This is a genomic window from Amycolatopsis sp. NBC_00345 (assembly GCF_036116635.1).
Taxonomy (GTDB): Bacteria; Actinomycetota; Actinomycetes; order Mycobacteriales; family Pseudonocardiaceae; genus Amycolatopsis.
In genome coordinates this window covers 640,975-661,910 of the sequence record NZ_CP107995.1, presented here as the reverse complement: position 1 = coordinate 661,910, position 20,936 = coordinate 640,975, and the positions used below count along the sequence as shown (strand labels likewise).

The window sequence follows — 20,936 nt, the reverse complement described above, 5'->3', positions numbered from 1 at the left end:
TCCCGCTCACACGAATCCCCGTTCGGTCCACGGCTGGCGCAGGCCGCGCAGCACGTGGGCGGTGTCGAGCGCCGCGACGGCGGCCTCGTAGCCCTTGTCCTCCACCGAGCCCGGTTTTCCGGACCGGGCCAGCGCCTGCTCTTCGGTGTCGCAGGTCAGCACGCCGTTGCCGACGGGGGTGCTCTCGTCCAGCGCCACCCGCGTGAGGCCGGCCGTCACCGCGTCGCAGACGTACTCGAAGTGCGGGGTGCCCCCGCGGATCACCACGCCCAGCGCGACAACCGCGTCGTGGTTGCGCGCCAGTGCCTGGGCCGCCACCGGCAGCTCCACGGCGCCGGCCACGCGGACCACGGTCGGCTCCTCCTCGAGGTCGGCCTCCTTGGCCGCCACCAGCGCGCGCTCCAGCAGCACGTCGGTGATCCCCGCGTTCCACCGCGTCGCCACGATGCCCAGCCGCAGCGACTTGCAGTCGCTCAGGTCCAGCTCGACGTCGGGACGTCCTTCCCCGCTCATCGCGTGCTCTCCCCTTCCCCGTCCGGCCCGGCTGCCGTCACCTGCTCGTAGTGGTCCAGCTGCGCGAGGTCGTGCCCCATCCGGTCGCGCTTGGTGCGCAGGTACCGCAGGTTCTCCGGGTTCGGCGAGATCGGCAGCGCCACGCGGCCGGTCACGCGCAGGCCGTAGCCCTCCAGGCCGACGCGCTTGGCCGGGTTGTTCGTGAGCAGCCGCATCGAGCGGACGCCCAGGTCGCAGAGGATCTGCGCGCCCGTGCCGTAGTCGCGGGCGTCGGCGGGCACGCCCAGCGCCAGGTTCGCGTCCACGGTGTCCGCGCCGTCGTCCTGCAGCTGGTAGGCCTGCAGCTTGTGCAGCAGGCCGATGCCGCGGCCCTCGTGCCCGCGGATGTAGAGCACCACCCCGCGGCCCTCGGCGGCGACCGCGGACAGCGCGGCCTCCAGCTGCGGGCCGCAGTCGCAGCGCAGCGAGCCGAAGACGTCGCCGGTGAGGCACTCGGAGTGCACGCGGACCAGGATGTCCTCGCCGTCGCCGACCTCGCCGTAGACGAAGGCGACGTGCTCGATGCCGTCCAGCAGGCTGTCGTAACCGACCGCGCGGAAGGTGCCCGCGGCGAGCGGGATCCGCGCCTCGGCGACGCGCTCCACCTGCTTCTCGGTGCGGCGCCGGTAGGCGATCAGGTCGGCGATGCTGATGATCGTGAGGCCGTGGTCGGCGGCGAAGACCTCCAGCTCGTCGCGCCGCGCCATTTCGCCCTCGTCCTTCTGCGACACGATCTCGCAGAGCACCCCGGCCGGGTGCAGCCCGGCCATCCGGGCCAGGTCGATCGCCGCCTCGGTGTGGCCGGGACGGCGCAGCACGCCGCCCTCCTTGGCCCGCAACGGGACGACGTGGCCGGGCCGGCGGAAGTCCGTGGCCTTGGAGTCCGGGTCGGCCAGCAGCCGGATGGTCCGCGCCCGGTCCACGGCCGAGATGCCGGTGCTGATGCCCTCGGCGGCGTCCACGGTCACGCTGTAGGCGGTGCCGCGGGCGTCCTGGTTCGTGTGGAACATCGGCGGCAGGTCCAGCCGGTCCGCCTCGGCCTCGGTCAACGGCACGCAGACGTAACCGGAGGTGTAGCGCACCATGAACGCCAGCAGCTCCGGCGTCGCCTTCTCCGCGGCGAAAATGAGGTCGCCCTCGTTCTCCCGGTCCTCGTCGTCCACCACGACCACCGCGCGCCCCGCGGCGATGTCGGCGATCGCCGCCTCGATCGCGTCGGCGTCGAACACCGCGCCGGCGCCGCAGGGCGTCCACCCCGTCTGCGGCTCGGCCGCCCTCGTCTCGCTCACGCCTGCTCCTTCGTACCGTCCCCGCTGACGTGGTCATTGTGCGCCCGGCCGGCCAGATGCGGGATGGCCAGCTTCTCCACGTACTTCGCCACCACGTCCACTTCCAGGTTCACCAGGTCGCCGGCGGTCCGCCGGCCGAGGGTGGTGACCTCCAGCGTGGTGGGGATCAGGGCGACCGAGAACGAGTCCTCGGTGATGGCCGCGACGGTCAGCGAAACGCCGTCGACGGCGATCGAGCCCTTCTCGACCACATACCGCGCCAGGCCCGTGGGCAGGGCGAACGTGGTCACGCCCTGTTCGTCGCGGGAGAGGAAGACGCCCGTCCCGTCGACGTGGCCCTGCATGATGTGCCCGCCGAGCCGCCCGCCCGCGGGGGTCGCGCGCTCGAGGTTCACGGCGTCGCCCACGGCCACCTTCGCGAGGCTGGAGCGCTGCAGTGTCTCGTTCACCACATCAACGGTGAACTCGCCGCCCGAAACGGTGACCACGGTCAGGCAGACGCCGCTCACGGCGATCGAGTCGCCGTGGCCCGCGTCGGAGGTGACCAGCGGGCCGCGGACCGTGAGCCGCGCCGCGTTCGTCAGCTGCTCGACCGCCGTGACCTCGCCGACTTCCTCGACTATGCCGGTGAACACCGCTACTGCCTCCCCTGAGAAGAAACCACCCGCCGAACCGGGTGCCTTCCATCCAACACCCGGCCGTGCCCGGGTGCTTCCCCGGGCGAGGGCGTCAGCCGGCCCGGTGCCGGGCGGCCTGCTCGCGCAGCGCGGCGACCGCCTTGCCCGGGTCCTGCGCGCCGTAGACCGCGGAGCCGGCGACGAAGCAGTCGACGCCGGCCTCGGCCGCCTGCTCGATGGTGTCGGCGTTGATCCCGCCGTCGATCTCCAGCACCAGCTTGAGGTGCCCGGTGTCGACCAGGCGGCGCGCGGTGCGCACCTTGTCCAGCACGTCCGGCATGAACGACTGCCCGCCGAAGCCCGGCTCCACGGACATCACCAGCAGCGTGTCGTAGTGCTTCAGGGTTTCGAGGTGGGGCTCCAGCGGCGTGCCCGGCTTGATCGACAGGCCCGCCTTCGCCCCGGCCGCGCGCAGGTTCTTCGCCAGCTTCACCGGGTCCGCGGCGGCCTCGACGTGCACCGTGACGTTGTAGGCGCCGGCCTCGGCGTACCCGATCGCCCAGCGGTCCGGGTCGTCGATCATCAGGTGGCAGTCCACCGGCACGTCGGTGGACTTGAGCAGTGACTCCACCACGGGCAGGCCGAGCGTCAGGTTGGGCACGAAGTGCGCGTCCATCACGTCCACGTGCACCCAGTCCGCGCGGGTCTCCCCCGGGTGCGCGACGGCGGCGATCTCCTCGCCCAGACGGGCGAAGTCCGCGGACAGGATGCTGGGTGCGATGAGGGGTCGTTCGGCCACGGCCCGAGTGTAGGAGGCGGCCGCCCGTGGCCGCTCACCGGCTGTGACGCCCCGGTTGTTCGCTTTACGGACATTCTTCGCTCATGGCGATTCCGCGTACGGAACACATGCGGCAGGACTAATGGCCCAGTCCGGAACTTCCGTATGTATCCGGAGAAAAACCCCGTACTAGGAGAACCGATGAGAACGCTCTTCGCAGGCCGCCGCAAGTGGCTGACCGCGGGCGCGCTGGGCGCGGTGCTGGTCGCCGCCGCGGGCGGCACGGCCCTCGCGACGCCCGGGGACGCCGGCGTCCGGGCCGCCTCGGCCGGCGACCGCACCCAGGAGGTGCGGAACGCGATCCAGGGCGGCAGCGCGCGGAACGTGGTCCTGTTCATCGGCGACGGCATGGGCCAGTCCGAGATCACCTCGGCGCGCAACTACTCCCGCGGCGCGGCCGGGCGGCTGGCGATGGACGAGCTGCCGCTGACCGGCGACTACACCACTTACGCCGTGGAGAAGGGCAACCCGGCCAAGCCCGACTACGTCACCGACTCGGCGGCGTCGGGCACCGGCTGGGCCACCGGCACCAAGAGCTACAACGGCGCCATCTCGGTCGACGCGTACGGCAACCCCGTGCCGACGGTCCTGGAGCTGGCCAAGCGCGCCGGCCTGCGCACCGGTGACGTCACCACCGCCGAGGTCCAGGACGCCACCCCGGCCGTGCTCGGCTCGCACGTGGTCAGCCGCGACTGCAAGGGCCCGGACGAGACCAGCAAGCTCTGCCCGGCCAACGCCAAGGAGAACGGCGGCGCCGGCTCGATCGCCGAGCAGCTCGTGCAGACGCGTCCCGACGTCCTGCTCGGCGGCGGCGCGAAGTACTTCGCGCAGAACGCCAAGGCGGGCAAGTTCGCCGGCAAGCCGGTGCTGGACCAGGCCAAGGCCGCGGGCTACCAGGTCGCCCGCACCGCCGCCGACCTCGCCGCCGCGAAGCCCGGCAAGCCGCTGCTCGGCCTGTTCGCCGACGGCAACCTCCCGGTGAACTGGACCGGTCCGCTGGCCAAGACGGGCGGCACCGCGCCGTCGCGCTGCACCCCGAACCCGGACCTGCCGGCCACACAGCCGAAGCTCGCCGACCAGACCCGCAAGGCGTTGCAGCTGCTCGACGACCGCCGCGGCGACAAGGGCTTCTTCCTCCAGGTCGAGGGAGCCAGCATCGACAAGCAGGACCACGCGGCCGACCCGTGCGGCCAGATCGGCGAGGTGGTCGACTTCGACGCGGCGATCGCCGCCGGGATGGCCTTCGCCCGCAGCCACGCGGACACGCTGGTGCTGGTCACCGCCGACCACGGCCACACCAGCCAGATCATCGGCAACGGCACGGTCAGCCCCGGCGAGACCGCCACGCTGGTCACGAACGAGGGCGCGAACATGACCCTCAACTACGGCACCGCCCTGGCCGGGCAGTCCATGGACCACACCGGCACCCAGGTCCGCATCGCCGGTTACGGCCCGCAGGCGGCCAACATCGTCGGCCTGACCAACCAGACCGACCTGTTCGGCACCATCAAGCGGGCCCTGCGCCTGCGCTGAGGTGGGGTAAGCCCCCGGACGGCTCGGGGGCCAGCCCGGTGGTTTCGCCCGCGCCGCCGCGACACGATCTTCCTTGAGGCACTCGACCGAGGGGAAGATCATGAGAATGTCCTTACGCTGCAGGCAGATCACCGCCGTCGGCACGCTCGCCGTGCTGACCGCGGCCGTGGTCGCCGCGCCGGCCACGGCCGCGCCTGCCGACCCGGTCCGGCAGGCGCTCGCCGTGCTCACGGTGGGCGACGGCGTGCCGGGCGCGGAGGCCGTGGTGCGTGAGGGCGGCCGGACGCGGACCGTCCGCAGCGGCGTCGGCGACCTCGCGTCCGGGACCCCGATGCCGGTCGGCGCGCGGTTCCGGGCGGGCAGCGTGACGAAGTCCTTCGTCGCGACGGTGGTGCTGCAGCTCGTCGCCGAGGGCCGGGTCCGCCTGGACACGCCGATCGCGGCGTACCTGCCGGGGGTCGTGACCGGAAACGGCAACGACGGCACGAAGATCACCGTGCGCCAGCTGCTGCAGCACACCAGCGGCCTGCCCAACTACACCGACTACCTGCTCCAGGGCAACGTGGAGCAGCTGCGCCACCGCGGCGCCGAGCCGGCCGAGCTGGTCGCGATGGCGCTGGCGCACCCGCCGCTGTTCGCGCCCGGCACGTCCTGGTCGTACTCGAACACCAATTACGTGCTGGCCCAGATGCTCGTGGAGCGGGTCACCGGGCAGTCGCTGGCCCACGAGATCAGCGCCCGCATCAGCCGCCCGCTCGGGCTGACCGGCACGTCGCTGCCCGGCCGCGGCGACGAGACGCTGCCCGCCCCGCACCCCCGCGGCTACGTGGACCTGCCGGACACGGACGGCCCAGTGGACTTCACCGACTTCGACCCGAGCATCGCCGCGGGGGCGGGCGCGCTGGTCTCCACCGGCGCCGACCTCGACACGTTCTTCACCGCCCTGCTCGGCGGACGGCTGCTGCCGCCGGCCCAGCTCGCCGAGATGAAGCGCACCGTGCCGATCCCGGGCAGCACTCAGGGCTACGGCCTGGGCCTGATCCTCCAGCCGTTGCCGGGCGGCGGCCGGTATTGGGGCCACGACGGCGAAATCTTCGGCTTCTACGCCCGCGCCGGCGTCACCGACAGCGGACGCAGCGCCACCGTGCTGATCAACGAGGCGCCGGGGCCGGAAGCCGCCACCGGGCACCTCGACGCCGCCCTCGAGACGGCGCTGACCCAGCGCTAACCAGCGGCTTTGCGCTCCACGCCCTGAAGGCCACCTTGAGGGTCGTATCCGCCCCTGAAGGTGGCCTTCAGGGCACCATCGCGCGCTAACCGGCGGGCGGCAGCAGGTCCAGCACCTCGGACCACGGGCGCCGGGGGTCGAGCCGGTGCAGCCGGACCCCGGCGCCCGTGAGCGTGTCCAGGTGCCGGCGCCAGGCCGGGTGGTGCACCCGGGTGTCCTGGATCTGGTAGGCGAGCACGATCGTCACGCCGGGCGCGCCGAGCACGTCGCCGAGCAGGGTGAGCGCCTGGTTGTCGGCGATGCCGAGGGCCAGCTTGGCCACCGAGTTCGCCGACGCGGGGGCGAACAGGAACACCCCGGGGTCGGGGTGCGGCCGCGGCTCGCCGGGGAGCCGTCCGGCGCAGCGGATGGGTAGGCCGGTGGTCGCGGCCAGCTCGCCGAGGCCGCCGGTGGTGTCCAGCCAGCGGTGCGCCGTCGGGGTCAGGGTGACCGCGAGACGCCAGCCGCGCGCGGCCGCGGGCTTCGCCAGCTCGGCGGTGAACCGGGTGTCCAGCCCACCGCACGAGCTCGCGACGAGCCCGAGGTCCCTCACTGCTTGCGGAGCGTGGCGCAGAACATCGCGTCGGTGCCGTGCCGGTGCGGCCACAGCTGCACGTACGGCCCGTCACCGAGCTGCGGGACGCCGGGGAAGAACTCCCGGGAGTCGAGCACCTCGGCCTTGCTGCGCCGGGCGATCTCGCCGACCACGCCCTCGGTCTCGGCCAGGTGCGGCGAGCACACGACGTAGGTCACCACGCCGCCCGGGCGGACCAGGTCCAGCGCCGCGATGAGCAGCTCGCCCTGCAGCCGGGTCAGGTCCGCGACGTCGGAGGGCTTGCGCCGCCAGCGCGCCTCGGGCCGCCGCCGCAGCGCGCCGAGGCCGCTGCACGGCGCGTCGACGAGCACCCGGTCGTAACCGGGTTCGAGCCCGGACTCGCGGCCGTCGGCGACGTGCACGGTCACCGGCAGGCCGGCGGTGGTGTTCTCGACCAAGCGCGCGCGGTGCGGCGCCTTCTCGACGGCGTCCACGCGGGCCCCGCTGATCTTGGCGAGCGCGCCCAGCAGCGCGGCCTTGCCGCCGGGGCCGGCGCACAAGTCGAGCCAGCGCTCGTCGGAGCCGTCCAGTGGCGCCTTCGTCGCGGCGATCGCGCACAGCTGGCTGCCCTCGTCCTGCACCGCGGCGAGCCGCTCGCGCACCGGCTCGACGTTGGACGGGTCGCCGGCGCCGGCGGGCAGCCGGACGCCGTAGGGCGAGTACGGCGCGGGGTCTCCGCCGGTGATCGCGGCCAGCTCGTCGGCGCTGATCTCGCCGGGCCGGGCGACCAGGTGCACCTCGGGCCGGGCGTCGTCGGCCGCCAGCGCCGCCTTCAGCTCGGCGCCCTTGTCCCCCAACGCCTCGGCGAAGGAGCGCGCGACCCAACGGGGGTGCGCGGTGCGCAGCGCGTAGGCGCCGATCGGGTCGGTGGCCTCGTCCGGCGCCAGCTGGTCCAGCCAGGTCTGTTCGTCCTTTTCGGACACTCCGCGGAGGATCGCGTTGGCGAACCCCGTTGCCCACGAACCCGCCTCGGCCCGGACCAGGTCCACAGTGGACCCGACGGCGGCGTGCTGCGGGATGCGGGTGCGCAGCAGCTGGTAGACGCCGAGCCGGAGCGCGTCGAGCACCACCGGGTCGGTTTTCTCCACCGGACGCTCGGCACAGGCGCCGATGACCGCGTCGAGCAGGCCCTGCGCCCGCGAAGCGCCGTACGTCAGCTCCGTGGCCAGCGCGGCGTCGCGGCCGGTGATCCGGCGCTCGCGCAGCAGCTGCGGGAGCACGAGGTTCGCGTACGCGTCCTTCTCACGCACCGCGCGCAGGACGTCGAACGCGGCCTGCCGGGCCGGGTCGACCTCCGGCGGACGCCGCGGACCTTCCTTGCGCGGGGCCGGACGGTCCCGCTGCGGCCGTGACGGCCGCCGTTCGCCTCGCTCGTTCACCGCAGGCGCTCTCCCTCGTCGATCCGTGTACCGCGCGCCCAGTCGGTGGCCGCCATCCGTTTCTTGCCCGGCGCCTGGACCTCGCCCAGCCGCAACGGTTTCGTCGCCGTGCCGACCAGCACGCGCTTGCGCTCCACCACGATCTCGCCCGGCTGCGGGCCGGGCTCGTCGACCACCGTGACCGGTCCCAGCTTGAAGCGCTCGCCGCGGAACTCCGCCCACGCGCCCGGCTCCGGCGTCACCGCGCGGATCTGCCGGTCGACGGCCGCCGCCGGGTCGGCGAACGACACCCGCGCGTCGTCCACCGTCACCTTCGGCGCGTAGCTGAGGCCCTCGCCCGACTGCTCGACCGCGCGCAGCGAGCCGTCCTCGATGCCGTCCATGGTGGACAGCAGCAGGCCGGCGCCGGACTCGGCGAGCCGGCCGAGCAGCACGCCCGCGGTGTCGGTGGGCCCGATCTTCTCGGTCACGACGCCGAACACCGGGCCGGCGTCCAGCTCCTTGACGATCCGGAAGGTGGACGCGCCGGTGATCTCGTCGCCAGCGCGGATCGCGGACTGCACCGGGGCGGCGCCGCGCCACGCGGGCAGCAGCGAGAAGTGCAGGTTCACCCAGCCGTGGACCGGGATGTCGAGCGCGGACTGCGGCAGCAGCGCACCGTACGCGACGACGGGGCAGGCGTCGGGCGCCAGCTCCGTCAGGCGCGCCAGGAACGCGGGGTCACCGGCGCGCGCGGGCGTCAGCACCTCGATGCCGTGCTCGTCGGCGAGCGCGCCGACGGGCGAGCGCACGACCCGCCGGCCGCGGCCGGACTGGGCGTCGGGCCGCGTGACGACGGCGACCACCTCGTGCCGCCCGGACTCGAGCAGGGCGCGCAGGGACGGCACGGCGGGGTCGGGGGTGCCGGCGAAGACGAGCCGCATCACGGCACCTCCGCCGGGGAAAGGGGGAATTCACACTGGTCGAACATCGGGGTCGAGTCTAGAAGGCACCGTCACGCGCTGCTCGGCGCGGGCCCGGCCGGTGCGGCGAGGCTGGGCGCAGGCGGGCCCCGGCCGGTAGCGCGGCGCCCGGCGCGAACGGGCCCGGTTGGTGCCAGGATCAGGGCATGACCACGCTCAAGGCGACCCTGCACGACGACCTGACCACCGCCATCAAGGCCCGAGACCAGCTGCGCTCGGCCACGCTCCGTCTCACCCTGTCGGCGATCGGCTACGAGGAGACCGCGGGCAAGACCGCCCGCGAGCTGTCGGACGACGAGGTGCTCAAGATCATCACCCGCGAGGTGAAGAAGCGCCGCGACGCCGCGGAGGCCTTCGAGAAGGGCGACCGCGCCGAGTCCGCCGCCCGCGAACGCGCCGAGGCGGAACTGCTCACGGGTTACCTCCCGGCCCAGCTCACGGACGAGGAGCTGACCGCTTTGGTGACCGACGCCGTCGCCGCGTCCGGAGCCACCGGCCCGGCCGCGATGGGCTCGGTGATGAAGGAGCTCCGCCCGAAGGTCGCGGGCCGCGCCGAGGGCGGCCGCGTGGCCGCGGAGGTGAAACGCCAACTGGCCGGCTGAAGGACTCGTGAGTGGCTATGACGGTTCTAACCGTCCGGAACACTCACGAGCTGGTCGCGCTCACTGGACGGCGACGACCATCGTCACCGTCACCCACGCGCTGATGCCGGACGCGGCGACGGCGAGGCCGAGCAGCCGTCCGGCGAACCTCACCGGCCGCCGCAGCACCCGGCCGGACGCGACGAGCAGCACCAGCGCCAGCACGATCAGCGACGCCGGTCCGGCGGAGGCGCCCGTGACGGCCTCCGCCAGCGTCGCGGTGGTCATACCCCGGTCAGGTGCCTGGCCACGAGGTCACGGTCGAAGTCATGGTCACGGTCGAACTCGCGGGCGCGCTCGAGATAACGGACACGCTCGAGGTCACGGGCGCGGTCCCGCTCGCGGCGACGTTCGGAGGTCAGCAGCCACGTCCACCGCCAGCCCGCCGCCACCGCGACGAGCGAACCCAGCAAGGACACCAGGAACGCCTGCCCGACGAGCCCGCCGAGCGGCGCGACGCTCATCAGCACCAGCAGCGCCCACACCTGCGCCACGGTGAACGGGATGACCAGCGCGGCCGCGTAGACCCCGCGACGCCAGCGGATCGGTTGCGGTACGGGAAGAAACGGTTCCATGGGGTGCCTCCCTCGGTGGTGAACCTCAAGGAAACCCCTGGGCGAGCGCGGAATCTGTGTCAGCAGACACGTTCAACGCGCCAGCCGGCGCAGTTCGTCCATCCGATGGATCGTCAGCCGGCGGCGGCCGGTGCTGATGATGCCCCGCTCCCTCAGTTCCCGGGTGACACGCGCCCACGATTCCCGCGAAATCGCCGCTGTCATCGCCAGTTCTGCTTGTGTTCCAGGCACGACGACTTCGATATCAGTACCTTGCTGGGCCCCGTGCTGCACAGCCAGCTGCATGAGCTGCGCGGCCACCCGCCGGGCGATGGCACCCCCGCCGAGGTCGAGCCACTGCTTCCCGACGTCCCGCAGTCTTTCGCTGAGGACGACCAGCAGCGCCCACGAGATTTCCGGCTCCCTGCGGCACAATGCGGCGAACCGGCTGCCGGCCACCTCGAGCGCTTCGACGTCGTCCAGCGCTTCGACGGTCGCCGAGCGGGGCCCGCCGTCGATCGCGGCCAGTTCCCCGACCACGTCCCCGCTCCCCCGCACGGCGATGAGGACTTCACGCCCGTCGGGCGTCACGGTGATGATCCGGGCGTGCCCACGGATCAAAACCAGCACAATCCCGCCCGGATCCCCTTCGCGGCAAAGGATTTCGCCGCGCCGGTAGAGCCGCTGCGTCCCGAGCGGGGTGATCTTCGCGCGATCGGAGGGGCCGAGCGCGGTCCAGAACCCGTGCACCTCCATACCCGGCCCTTCGTGGTCGCGGCAAGGTTTCCATTTTCCGCCCCGCAGCAGGTTTCTACGCGCTGAGCCCGGTCCCGGGCAGCACCGGCTCCGCACTGCGGATCCGCCCCCGCATGCGCTGCCCGCCCACCCGCACCGAGACCTCGTGGTCGAACGCGCCGCTGTCGATGCCCTCGTACCCGTGCCGCACGACCGTCCGGTAGATCTCACTGGAGACGACGAGGACCAGCGGGTCAGTGGAATTCTTCAGCCACCGCTTGACGACCGGGGCGTCGAGGAGGCGGCAGGCGAAGTCGATGTCCTCGCCGTACGCCCCGTGCCCGTCGTAGTGGACATCGCCGGCATGCAGCGCGACCCGCAGCCGGAACGCCTCCCCCCGCGGCTCTTCCGCCGCCCGCCACAACGCTTCCGTGAGGGCCGGGACGAATCTCGTGAGCAGCACCGTCTTCGGCACCTCGTCGACCGGACGGACCAGGCACAGTGCCCCGTCACCCCGGTCGATCATCGGGTCGCGGAACTCCTCCTCGATCCCGCCCGCGAGGAACGCCGCGTCGAGCAGTCTTCGCAGCCTCTCCCGCATCAGGGCGCGCTCCGGGTTGGTCAACATCGTCGAACCTTCGACGTCGACCACCACTATCGTCCGGTGGAGGGGCATACCGAGCACTCGATTGTCCATGGCCGGCTCCTGGGGGTTTCAGAAGCTTACTGAAATCTACTGAAATTTCACAATCACTACTGTAAGGCCTGAAGCCGCCTGAAACAATGTCCGTTCCCGACGTGACACAACCCCTGCACCTGCATGTAACGACCCCTACCGCTGTTACGACACCCTTCATGCGCCCCTCCCAGCACTTGACGAGGGTGTACGGTAGAATCCCGCAAATTCACCCACTGGCTGAATTTCACTGAAGGGCCTGAAACTGTGGCCGGAGACAGCCCGCCGCTCGCCGAGCGGCTGCGCGCCCTGCGCAAGGAGACCTGGCCGGGGGTGCCGCTCACCCAGACCCACCTGGCCAGGGCGTTCGGCGTGAGCACCGCGCTGCTGTCGTCCTGGGAAAATACGGTTGTCCCGCCGCCGGTCCGGCTCGAGGCTTACGCGACCTTCTTTGCCAGCAAGCGCTCGGTCGAGCGCGAACCCTATCGGGTGCTCTCGGCCGGCGACCTCGCCCCGGAAGAGCGTGACCGGCGGAACGTTCTTCTGAAGGAGCTCCAGCAGCTCCGCGATGGCACCGACGCCACCTCCGGATCGTTGGTGGAAGCCCCGGCGGCCCACAACCTGTGGCAGTTCCCGCCGGACCAGGACATCGTGATCGTCTGCGCGAGGCTGCCGGAGGAATTGCGGCAGAGCACTTTCGCGGATCCCGAGAGCCCCGACTACGTGGAGCTGTACACCTACGCGGACCTCGATTCGCTGGTCGAGCTGGTGGGCCACGTCCGCATGTGCAACCCCCACAGCGACCTGACCTTCCGGACCACGGACGAACGCACGCCGCTGAAGCGCGACGACAACACCGCGCACCTCATCGTGCTCGGCGGGGTCGACTGGAACACCCAGACCCGGGCGCTGCTCGACTTGATGGACATCCCCGTGCGGCAGGTGCGGCGCGACGGTCCCAACGGGCCGCTCGGCGGGTTCGAGGTCAGCCGCGACGACGGCGGCACGGAGTTCTTCTCCGCCGAGCTGGACCAGGGCGGTCACCTGGTGGCCGACGTCGCCCACCTCTATCACGGCCGCAACCCGTTCAACCCGGAGCGAACGGTGACGTTGTGCAACGGCACGTTCGGTCGCGGGACCTACGGCGTGGTACGGGCGCTGACCGACAAGCGGTTTCGCGAACGCAACCAGGAGTGGCTGGACGAGCGTTTCGGCGATGCGGAATCCTTCAGCGTCATCAGCCGGGTCACCGTTTTCCGCGGCGCGGCAATCACTCCCGACTGGGCGCTCACCGACGCCTGTCTCCACACCTGGTCTCGGAAGGGCACCGAATAATGACAGCGACGCCGATCGAGCGGCTGGCCCTCGCCGACCAGCATCCCAGTCACCAGGACCTGGTGGACCGGGTGGACGCGGCCGGAGTGACTCCGGGAAACCTGGACGCCATCATCGTGCCCACCAGCCGCCGCCCGGGCGGCCTCGCCAACGCGATCGAGGCGGCCGGCCGGACCGAGGCGACGCTGATCGTCTTGTGCAGCAAGGACGCATCCGTGGCGGAGACCATGGTCGCGGCCAAGGAGAGCGGGGTCCGGGCCTACGGCGTGGACCTCGGCCTGCTGGACAACGACAACCTGGTGCCCCGCTTCGAGACGGAAGCCTTGCTCACGAACCGCGGTTTCACCCGCGGCACCGACACCAGTCTCAAACGCAATCTGGGCCTGATGATCGCGAACCTGGCCGGCTGGGAGCGGGTCCTCTTCCTGGACGACGACATCTCCTTCCCCGACCCGACGCACCTCAGCGCGGCCGCAGGTCTGCTCGGCGAGTACGCGGCGGTCGGGCTGACCAACTCCGGGATGCCCGACAACTCCGTGGTCTGCCACGCTCTCCGCAGTTCCGGCCGCCGCCAGGACACCTTCGTCGGCGGCGGCGCCCTGGCCGTTGAGCGCCGGGCTTTCGGTTCGTTCTTCCCCGACATCTACAACGAGGACTGGTTCTTCCTTCTCGACGACCAGCGCCTCCTGCGGACCGCCGTCACCGGCAAAGCTCAGCAAGAGCCCTACGACCCTTACCACAACCCGCAACGCGCCGAGTCCGAGGAACTGGGCGACACCCTGGCTGAGGGGCTGTACGGGCTCCTCGATGATCGAAAAGGGCCAGTCGACGCGACCCTGGGCTACTGGGCCACCTTTCTCGAGAGCCGGCGACAGCTCATCCGGGAGCTGCTGGCCGAAACGCCGGATCGGGGCGACACCCGGCACATGCACGAGTCGCTGAGGGCCGCCTTGCGCCAGAGCGAGCTGATCAAACCGAAGTTCTGCGTCGATTATCTGGAGAGCTGGCGCCGGGACCGGTCGGCGTGGAAGGACTACCTGGAGCTGCTGTCCATTCCGGACGGTGAGGAGAACAGCATGGAGAAGGTGTTTCGCGACCTCTCCCTGTCCGATGCCGTCCAAGGCCCCCGCTAGGACGGGTGCCCGCAGGCTCCCTCCGCGAGCCGCCTCGGATGGCGGCCCAGCAGGTCCTTCACCATCACCCGGCACAGTTCCGGCTCGGTGACCATGCTCCCGTCGGGGGCCGTCCGCGTGGCGTTGCAGACGACTTCACCGCGGCCCCAGTCGTGGTAGCCGAGCCTGCGGTACAGGCGCGCGGCGCGGTGGTTGTCCGTCCGGACCGCCAGGGCGCCGAGGTCGTGGCCGAGCTTGACCAAACTCTCCTCGGCCGCTTCGACGAGGGCTCGGCCGATGCCCCGGCTCCGCAGCCCCTCCCGTACCTCCAGATGGGTCAGCAGTGGCACACCGGGCAGGTGCTCCCGGATCGGGGCCTCCTCGGCCTCTTCCAGCCACAGGTAGAGGTCACCGACCGGTTCGGACCCGTGCCAAGCGGTGTACAGAACTCCCAGCCCCTTCGTCTGGCGGAGCAGGCGGTCCTCGAAGTAGCCGGGATCCCCCAGGTGCGTAGCGAGAACGGCGAGGTCCGTCTGTTCGGCCGACCTGATGGCAGCCTCGGTCATCGGTGGGGGCTCCTCCTCACCGGGCCGGCCGGCATCGCGACGTCGAAAGGACGGCTCGGGCGCGTCGACCCGGGCCAGGTGGCCACCCGCCGGATGCCCGGTCCGGACGATCGCCCCCTTCCCAGCGTATGGGGCGGCTCTGTGCCGACGAAGCCCGCCAGAAGCAGCAGTCACGAGCCGCAAACGGCGTAGCCGCCTAGATCAGGTCCAATGGGTCGAGCTGGATGCGGATCGGTTCGGTGGCCTTGCGGGCGTCGCGGCGGGCGGCGGCGGCGTGGACGGCCGTGGCGAGGGCCTTGCCGTCCGGGCGGGCGACGCGGACCAGGGCCCGTTCGCGCGCGGCGTTGCCCTCCTCGTCGAAATCGCCGAGGGGGACCGGGCCCAGTACCTCGCCCGTGCCGGGCAGCGGGAGGTCGTCGAGGACGCTTGCGACGGCGTCCGGGGTGCCTTCGACGCTCGCCATGCGCATGGCGGGCGGGAAGCCGAGTTCCCGGCGCTCCGCCAGCTCCTGCGACGCGTGCCACGCCGGGTCCCAGCGGACCAGCGCCTGCACCACCGGCAGGCCAGCCTCCGCGCCGACCACGATGCGCCCGCCCGACGACGCCGGGCGCACCAGCGAGCCCGCGGCCATCCAGCGCCGCAACGTCTCCTCCGACGCGCGCAGGTCCTGGCGGCCCAGCAGCGCCCAGCCGTCCAGCAGCAGCGCCGCGCCGTAACCGCCCTCGGCCACCGGCTCGGCGCCCGGCGTGCACACCACCAGCGCCGGGCGGCCCGGCACGGTCGCCAGCACCTCCGCGGCCCCCGACGTCCGCACCGGCACCCCGGGGAACGCTCGTCCCAGCTCCTCCGCGGTGCGCTTGGCCCCGACGATCACCGCGCGCAAGCGCACGGAACCACAAGCCACGCAATGGAACGCGGTCTCCGGCACGCCGCACCAGCGGCACGCGGGCGGCTTCGGCGCGCCGTCCACGGAGCCGCCCGGCAGGGCCAGCGGGCCCGCGCACCGGCGGCAGTGCGCGGCCGTCCGGCAGTTGCCGCACGCCAGCCCCGGCACGTACCCGCGCCGCGGCACCTGCACCAGCGTCGGCAGCCCGGCCGCGAACGCCTGCCGCGCCGCCTCGAACGCCACCGCGGGCAGCCGCGCGACGCGGGCGGCCTCGTCGCGGGCCACGTCGAAGTCCTCGCCGACGGGCGTCACCCGCGGGGCCGCCGCGCGCAGCTCGACGCGGTCGGCCAGCACCGGCTGCGCCCAGCCGGATTCGACGAGCAGCTGGGCCTCCGCTGTCCGCGCGAAGCCGCCGACGAGCAGCGACGCCTTGGCCGCGTGCGCGCGGTCCATCAGCACGTCACGCACGTGCGGGTACGGCGTGTGCGGGTCGAGGTGGAGGTCGTCGCCGTCGTCCCAGACCACGAACAGGCCCGGGTCGGCCACCGGCGCGAACATCGCCGCGCGCGTGCCGACCACCACGCGCACCGCGCCGCGCAGCACGGCGAGCCACCGCCGGTACCGCTCCGCGGGCCCCAGCCCGGCGATCAGCGCGACCACGGCGTCTTCGCCCACCAGCTCGGCGCACGCCTCGTGCACCCGCGTCAGGTCCCGGTGGTCCGGCACCACGAGCAGCGCGCCCCGTCCCTGCGCGGCGGCCACCGCAGCGGCCTCGGCGAGCCGCCGCGGCCAGTCCTCACCGGGCAATGCCTGCCAGACGGCGTTCGCGGGCTTGCCCTCCGCCGTCGCCTCCAAGAACGCCGGGCCACGCTGATATCGCGCCCACGCCGAAACGTCGGGGGCCGGCGGCGTCGGCGCGGGCTCGGCGGGCGGCTCGCCCTCGACCTTCGCGTGCCGCGGCGGCAGCGCCAGCCGTAACACGTCGGAAAGCGTGCCCCCGTAACGATCCGCCACCGCCCGGCACACGGTGTGCAGCGGCGGCGGCAGCACGGCTTCACTGGACGTGACGCGCTCCAGGAACGCCAGCTTCCGCTCGTACTCGGTGGTGTCGGTGCGCTCGACGAGGTACCCGTCGACGAGCTGTCCCGCGAACCGCACGCGCACGCGGCAGCCGGGCACCGCGGCCTCGTGCAGCTTGTCCGGCACCTGGTAGTCGAACGTGCGGTCCAGGTGCGCCAGCGGGATGTCGACCACGATCTTCGCCACGGGCCGCTCGGCCGCCGGCTGCTGTTGTCCCTTACGCGGCACGGACTTCTTCGCGCCGGGCTTGCCCGAGGACTTCGACGCGCGCGACGACGCGGCCTTCGGCTCCGGCTCGGAGCGCGAAGGCTCCGGGAGTTCCCACAGCGGGGCGGGTTCGGAGCTGCTCACCCCGTGATCTCTACCAGACCCCGCCGACAGTCCCGCCGCCAGAACGCCCTGAAGGCCACCATGAGGGCCGGATACGCCCTCATGGTGGCCTTCAGGGACTCGGATGGGTCAGAGAAGCCGGCGGCTCAGGCGCCAGTGAGCGAGCGCAGCGCCTCGGCGCGCGAGGTGCTCTCCCACGGCAGGTCGAGGTCCGGCCGGCCGAAGTGCCCGTACGCCGCGGTGGGCGCGTAGATCGGGCGCAGCAGGTCCAGGTCGCGGATGATCGCGGCCGGGCGCAGGTCGAACACCTCGTTGATGGCGGCCTGGATCTTCGACGGGTCCACCGTCTCGGTGCCGAAGGTCTCCACGAACAGGCCCACCGGCGCGGCCTTGCCGATCGCGTACGCCACCTGGACCTCGACGCGGCTCGCGAGGCCCGCGGCGACCACGTTCTTGGCCACCCAGCGCATCGCGTACGCGGCGGAGCGGTCCACCTTCGACGGGTCCTTGCCGGAGAACGCGCCGCCGCCGTGGCGGGCCATGCCGCCGTAGGTGTCGACGATGATCTTGCGGCCGGTCAGCCCCGCGTCGCCCATCGGGCCGCCGATGACGAACCGGCCGGTCGGGTTCACCAGCAGCCGCACCCCGGTGGTGTCCAGGTCCAGCCCCGCGAGCTCCGGCTCGACCACGTGCTTCTTCACGTCGACGCCGAGCATCTGCTCCAGGTCGATGCCGTCCGCGTGCTGCGTGGACACGACCACGGTGTCCAGCCGCACCGGCTGCTCGCCCGCGTACTCGATGGTCACCTGGGTCTTGCCGTCCGGGCGCAGGTACGGCAGCACGCCGTCGTTGCGGACCCCGGTCAGCCGGTGCGAGAGCCGGTGCGCCAGCGCGATCGGCAGCGGCATCAGCTCCGGGGTGTCCGAGCAGGCGTAGCCGAACATCAGGCCCTGGTCGCCCGCGCCTTGGCGGTTGATCTCGTCCTCGTCCGACTCCACCCGCGACTCGTAAGCGGTGTCGACGCCCTGCGCGATGTCGGGCGACTGCGAGCCGATCGCCACGTTCACGCCGCACGAGTTGCCGTCGAAGCCCTTGGCCGACGAGTCGTAGCCGATGCGCAGGATGACGTCACGCACGATGGTCGGGATGTCCGCGTACGCCTCGGTGGTCACCTCGCCGGCCACGTGCACCTGGCCGGTCGTGATCATGGTCTCGACAGCCACCCGGCTGCGCGGGTCCTTGCTGAGCAGGCCATCGAGGATCGAGTCGCTGATGGCGTCACAGATCTTGTCGGGATGGCCCTCGGTCACCGATTCCGACGTGAACAGCCTTTTGATGGACGCAGTCACGAGCCCGTCACTTCCCTCGTTTCGGCTCGGTACCCAGCCTGGACTTAGGTACCCCTTAACAGGCCCTACACTACCCAGAAAGGCCTAGAGCTGGAGTCGACGCTGAAGCAAACCCGTTACAGCGTCCCACATAGTGGCCGCCAGCCTCGCCTTCGCGCCGAGCGGGATGGCCTGCTCCGTGCCGTCGGCGGCGAGCAGCCAGCCCGAATTGTCCTCGGTGCCGAACGCCTTGCCGTCGCCCACCGCGTTGACCACCAGCAGGTCGGCGCCCTTGCGGCGGAGCTTGACGCGGGCGTGGTCGAGCACGCTGCCGTTCTCGTCGCCGGTTTCCGCGGCGAAGCCCACGATCACCTGGCCGGCGCGGCGGTCCTGCACCAGCTCGGCCAGGATGTCCGCGTTGCGGTCCAGGGTGATCACCGGGTCCGGCTGGTCGTCGGACTTCTTGATCTTGCTCTCGGCGCGCGAGGCGGGCCGGAAGTCGGCGACCGCGGCGGCCATCACCACCACGTCGGCTTCCGCGGCCGCGGCGTGCACGGCCTTGCGCAGCTCCTCCGCGCTCGACACCCGCTCGACCTTCGCGCCCGCGGGCGGCGGCAGCTCGACGGTGTGGGCCGCGACCAGCGTGACCTCGGCGCCGCGCTGGACGGCGACGCGGGCGAGCGCGAAACCCTGCTTGCCCGATGAGCGGTTGCCCAGGTAACGCACCGGGTCCAGCGGCTCGCGCGTGCCGCCAGCGGAGACGACCACGCGCAGGCCCTCGAGGTCACGGGGCAGCGCGCGGGGCTCGTCCAGCAGCAGCCGGGCCAGGTCGACGATCTCGCGCGGGTCGGCCAGCCGGCCCTTGCCGGTGTCGACGCCGGTCAGCCGCCCGGCCGCGGGCTCGGTGACGACCAGCCCGCGCGAGCGCAGCAGCGCCACGTTGTCGCGGGTGGCCGGGTGCTCCCACATCTCGGTGTGCATGGCCGGGAAGAAGACGACCGGGCACCGGGCGGTGAGCAGGGTGTTCGTCAGCAGGTCGTCGGCGATCCCGTGCGCGGCCTTGGCCAGCAGGTTCGCGGTCGCCGGGACCACCAGCACGAGGTCGGCCTCTTTGCCGACCCGCACGTGCTGCACCTCGGGCACCTCGGTGAACACGCCGGTGTGCACCGGGTTCCCCGACAGCGCCTCGAAGGTGGCCGCGCCGACGAAGTTCAGCGCGGCCTCGGTGGGCACCACGCGCACGTCGTGCCCGGACTCGGTGAGGCCCCGCAGGACCTCACAGGCCTTGTAGGCGGCGATGCCGCCGCCTACCCCCAGGACGATCCTGGGCTTGCGGTCACTCACCCTCGGTGTGCTCGAGCAGCCCGCCGTGGATCTCCCGCAGGGCGATCGACAGCGGCTTCTCGCGGGGGCCCGGCTCCACCAGGGGGCCGACGTACTCGAGCAGGCCCTCGCCCAGCTGGGCGTAGTAGTCGTTGATCTGCCGGGCCCGCTTGGCCGAGTAGATCACCAGGGCGTACTTCGAGGAGACCTTTTCGAGCAGGTCGTCGATCGGCGGGTTGGTGATGCCTTCGAGCTCTTCCAGCGTCGCCTGTTGCACAGTCACTCGTGCTGCTCCGTATCGTCGATCAGACCGGCGGCAGAGATGCCACCGCCGGTAATCAAGTCTAGCAACCGCTCGGCGGCGGTCCGCACGTCGGCGTTGACGACCCGTTCGTCGAACTCCCCCGCCGCGGCCAGCTCCCGCTCCGCCTGGGCGAGCCGGGCCGCCACGGCGGCCTCGGATTCGGTGCCACGACCGGTCAGCCTGCCGACCAGTTCCTCCCAGGACGGCGGCATCAGCATCACCAGCCGGGCCTCCGGCATCGCGGCCCGGACCTGGCGCGCGCCCTGCAGTTCGATCTCCAGCACCGCGGGCCTGCCGTCGGCGAGCGCCTGCTCCACCGGCTCCCGCGGGGTGCCGTAGCGGTTGCCCGCGAATTCGGCCCACTCCAGCAGCTTGCCGCTGTCGACCAGCCGGTCGAACTCGTCGTGGCCGACGAAGTGGTAATGGCTGCCGTCGACCTCGCCGGGGCGGGGCTTCCGGGTCGTCACCGAGACACTGAAGTAGATGTCCGGCTCGAGCTTGCGCAGCTCCCCCACCACGCTCGACTTCCCGACCCCGGAAGGCCCCGAGACGACGGTGAGCCGGTGGCGGGAGGTCTCCCCCGCCACCGGCTCATCGTCGCGGCCGGCGCCCCGGATCACCGGGTAGTCCTGACCGACGCCGCTCACTCGCCGCTGAACTCGGCCAGCAGCGCCTTGCGCTGCCGGTCGCCGAGTCCGCGGAGCCTGCGGCTGGGTGCGATCTCCAGTCGTTCCATCGTCTGCTGGGCCCGGACCTTGCCGACGCCGGGGAGCGCCTCGAGCAGGGCCGAAACCTTCATCTTGCCGAGGACTTCGTTCTCCTCGGCCTGCTTCAGCACGTCGACCAGAGTGGTACCGCCCCGCTTCAGCCGCTCCTTCAGCTCAGCCCGGATGCGGCGGGCGGCGGCGGCCTTCTCCAGCGCCGCAGCACGCTGTTCCTCTGTCAGCTGGGGAAGTGCCACGTTTTCCTCCGGTAGTTCTCAAATCTGGGTGGGTGACGCGACGGTACCCACCCTGGACCAGGCGCCACAATGC

General features: G+C 72.1%; 23 protein-coding genes. 5 read left to right on the top strand and 18 right to left on the bottom strand.

The window, feature by feature from the left end:
- Positions 1-6: 6 nt before the first annotated feature.
- The 4 genes from ribH to rpe all read right to left on the bottom strand — a co-directional run bounded on the left by ribH (position 7) and on the right by rpe (position 3,257).
- Positions 7-513, bottom strand: a complete 507-nt coding sequence (gene ribH, locus OG943_RS03130) for a 6,7-dimethyl-8-ribityllumazine synthase (RefSeq protein WP_328608136.1) — start codon at positions 511-513, stop codon at positions 7-9.
- Positions 510-1,781: a bifunctional 3,4-dihydroxy-2-butanone-4-phosphate synthase/GTP cyclohydrolase II gene (locus tag OG943_RS03125; protein WP_328611983.1), complete on the bottom strand. Its 1,272-nt coding sequence runs from the start codon at positions 1,779-1,781 to the stop codon at positions 510-512. The genes ribH and OG943_RS03125 overlap by 4 nt, the downstream gene beginning before the upstream one ends.
- Before the next feature lie 56 nt (positions 1,782-1,837).
- Positions 1,838-2,476: a riboflavin synthase gene (locus OG943_RS03120; RefSeq protein WP_328608135.1), complete on the bottom strand. Its 639-nt coding sequence runs from the start codon at positions 2,474-2,476 to the stop codon at positions 1,838-1,840.
- Positions 2,477-2,570: 94 nt separating this feature from the next.
- Complete coding sequence (gene rpe / locus OG943_RS03115; protein ID WP_328608134.1) at positions 2,571-3,257, bottom strand: ribulose-phosphate 3-epimerase; 687 nt, start codon at positions 3,255-3,257, stop codon at positions 2,571-2,573.
- A gap of 180 nt (positions 3,258-3,437) precedes the next feature.
- Here rpe and phoA point away from each other — a divergent pair, with 180 nt between their 5' ends.
- A complete protein-coding gene (gene phoA / locus OG943_RS03110) occupies positions 3,438-4,829 on the top strand; it encodes an alkaline phosphatase (protein WP_328608133.1) in 1,392 nt (463 codons plus the stop codon).
- 100 nt (positions 4,830-4,929) lie between these two features.
- Entirely contained in the window at positions 4,930-6,057 is a 1,128-nt protein-coding gene (locus OG943_RS03105) for a serine hydrolase domain-containing protein (RefSeq protein ID WP_328608132.1), read from the top strand.
- Between the two features lie 85 nt (positions 6,058-6,142).
- Here OG943_RS03105 and OG943_RS03100 read toward each other — a convergent pair whose 3' ends face one another.
- Genes OG943_RS03100 through fmt form a run of 3 tightly spaced genes read right to left on the bottom strand, consistent with a single transcriptional unit; the run spans position 6,143 to position 8,993 of the window.
- Positions 6,143-6,649 (bottom strand): flavoprotein, encoded by a 507-nt coding sequence (locus OG943_RS03100; protein WP_328608131.1) that lies wholly within the window; start codon positions 6,647-6,649, stop codon positions 6,143-6,145.
- On the bottom strand, positions 6,646-8,070 hold the full coding sequence (locus OG943_RS03095) for an RsmB/NOP family class I SAM-dependent RNA methyltransferase (RefSeq protein ID WP_328608130.1): 1,425 nt from the start codon (positions 8,068-8,070) through the stop codon (positions 6,646-6,648). Before OG943_RS03095 ends, OG943_RS03100 begins: the two co-directional genes overlap by 4 nt.
- Entirely contained in the window at positions 8,067-8,993 is a 927-nt protein-coding gene (gene fmt / locus OG943_RS03090; protein WP_328608129.1) for a methionyl-tRNA formyltransferase, read from the bottom strand. Before fmt ends, OG943_RS03095 begins: the two co-directional genes overlap by 4 nt.
- 185 nt (positions 8,994-9,178) lie before the next feature.
- Between fmt and OG943_RS03085 the strand changes: the two genes are divergently transcribed.
- Positions 9,179-9,634 carry a GatB/YqeY domain-containing protein gene (locus OG943_RS03085; protein ID WP_328608128.1) on the top strand — a complete coding sequence of 152 codons (456 nt, stop codon included), beginning with the start codon at positions 9,179-9,181 and terminating at the stop codon, positions 9,632-9,634.
- Between the two features lie 60 nt (positions 9,635-9,694).
- On the opposite strand, the gene OG943_RS03080 is transcribed toward OG943_RS03085, so the two are convergent.
- The 4 genes from OG943_RS03080 to OG943_RS03065 form a co-directional block, all read right to left on the bottom strand.
- The gene (locus OG943_RS03080; protein ID WP_328608127.1) at positions 9,695-9,901 is read right to left on the bottom strand and encodes a hypothetical protein; all 207 of its coding nucleotides are present in this window, start codon (positions 9,899-9,901) and stop codon (positions 9,695-9,697) included.
- Positions 9,898-10,248 (bottom strand): hypothetical protein, encoded by a 351-nt coding sequence (locus tag OG943_RS03075; protein ID WP_328608126.1) that lies wholly within the window; start codon positions 10,246-10,248, stop codon positions 9,898-9,900. Before OG943_RS03075 ends, OG943_RS03080 begins: the two co-directional genes overlap by 4 nt.
- Before the next feature lie 72 nt (positions 10,249-10,320).
- Complete coding sequence (locus tag OG943_RS03070) at positions 10,321-10,983, bottom strand: Crp/Fnr family transcriptional regulator (protein WP_328608125.1); 663 nt, start codon at positions 10,981-10,983, stop codon at positions 10,321-10,323.
- Positions 10,984-11,038: 55 nt separating this feature from the next.
- Positions 11,039-11,659, bottom strand: a complete 621-nt coding sequence (locus OG943_RS03065; RefSeq protein WP_328608124.1) for a hypothetical protein — start codon at positions 11,657-11,659, stop codon at positions 11,039-11,041.
- Between the two features lie 246 nt (positions 11,660-11,905).
- On the opposite strand from OG943_RS03065, the gene OG943_RS03060 reads away from it, so the two are divergent.
- Together OG943_RS03060 and OG943_RS03055 are read left to right on the top strand one after the other, a co-directional pair.
- A complete protein-coding gene (locus OG943_RS03060; RefSeq protein ID WP_328608123.1) occupies positions 11,906-12,973 on the top strand; it encodes a helix-turn-helix domain-containing protein in 1,068 nt (355 codons plus the stop codon).
- On the top strand, positions 12,973-14,106 hold the full coding sequence (locus tag OG943_RS03055; protein ID WP_328608122.1) for a hypothetical protein: 1,134 nt from the start codon (positions 12,973-12,975) through the stop codon (positions 14,104-14,106). The genes OG943_RS03060 and OG943_RS03055 overlap by 1 nt, the downstream gene beginning before the upstream one ends.
- Here OG943_RS03055 and OG943_RS03050 read toward each other — a convergent pair.
- The 7 genes from OG943_RS03050 to mihF form a co-directional block, all read right to left on the bottom strand.
- Entirely contained in the window at positions 14,103-14,651 is a 549-nt protein-coding gene (locus tag OG943_RS03050; RefSeq protein WP_328608121.1) for a GNAT family N-acetyltransferase, read from the bottom strand. The genes OG943_RS03055 and OG943_RS03050 overlap by 4 nt on opposite strands.
- A gap of 196 nt (positions 14,652-14,847) precedes the next feature.
- Positions 14,848-16,968 (bottom strand): primosomal protein N', encoded by a 2,121-nt coding sequence (locus OG943_RS03045; protein WP_328608120.1) that lies wholly within the window; start codon positions 16,966-16,968, stop codon positions 14,848-14,850.
- Positions 16,969-17,093: 125 nt separating this feature from the next.
- The gene (gene metK, locus OG943_RS03040) at positions 17,094-18,296 is read right to left on the bottom strand and encodes a methionine adenosyltransferase (protein ID WP_328608119.1); all 1,203 of its coding nucleotides are present in this window, start codon (positions 18,294-18,296) and stop codon (positions 17,094-17,096) included.
- Between the two features lie 84 nt (positions 18,297-18,380).
- Complete coding sequence (coaBC, locus tag OG943_RS03035; RefSeq protein WP_328608118.1) at positions 18,381-19,619, bottom strand: bifunctional phosphopantothenoylcysteine decarboxylase/phosphopantothenate--cysteine ligase CoaBC; 1,239 nt, start codon at positions 19,617-19,619, stop codon at positions 18,381-18,383.
- Positions 19,612-19,881, bottom strand: coding sequence for a DNA-directed RNA polymerase subunit omega (gene rpoZ, locus OG943_RS03030; protein WP_020658117.1), 270 nt, complete (start codon positions 19,879-19,881; stop codon positions 19,612-19,614). The genes coaBC and rpoZ overlap by 8 nt, the downstream gene beginning before the upstream one ends.
- Positions 19,878-20,549: a guanylate kinase gene (gmk, locus tag OG943_RS03025; protein WP_328608117.1), complete on the bottom strand. Its 672-nt coding sequence runs from the start codon at positions 20,547-20,549 to the stop codon at positions 19,878-19,880. The genes rpoZ and gmk overlap by 4 nt, the downstream gene beginning before the upstream one ends.
- A complete protein-coding gene (gene mihF / locus OG943_RS03020) occupies positions 20,546-20,863 on the bottom strand; it encodes an integration host factor, actinobacterial type (RefSeq protein ID WP_003096398.1) in 318 nt (105 codons plus the stop codon). The genes gmk and mihF overlap by 4 nt, the downstream gene beginning before the upstream one ends.
- Positions 20,864-20,936 lie beyond the last annotated feature (73 nt).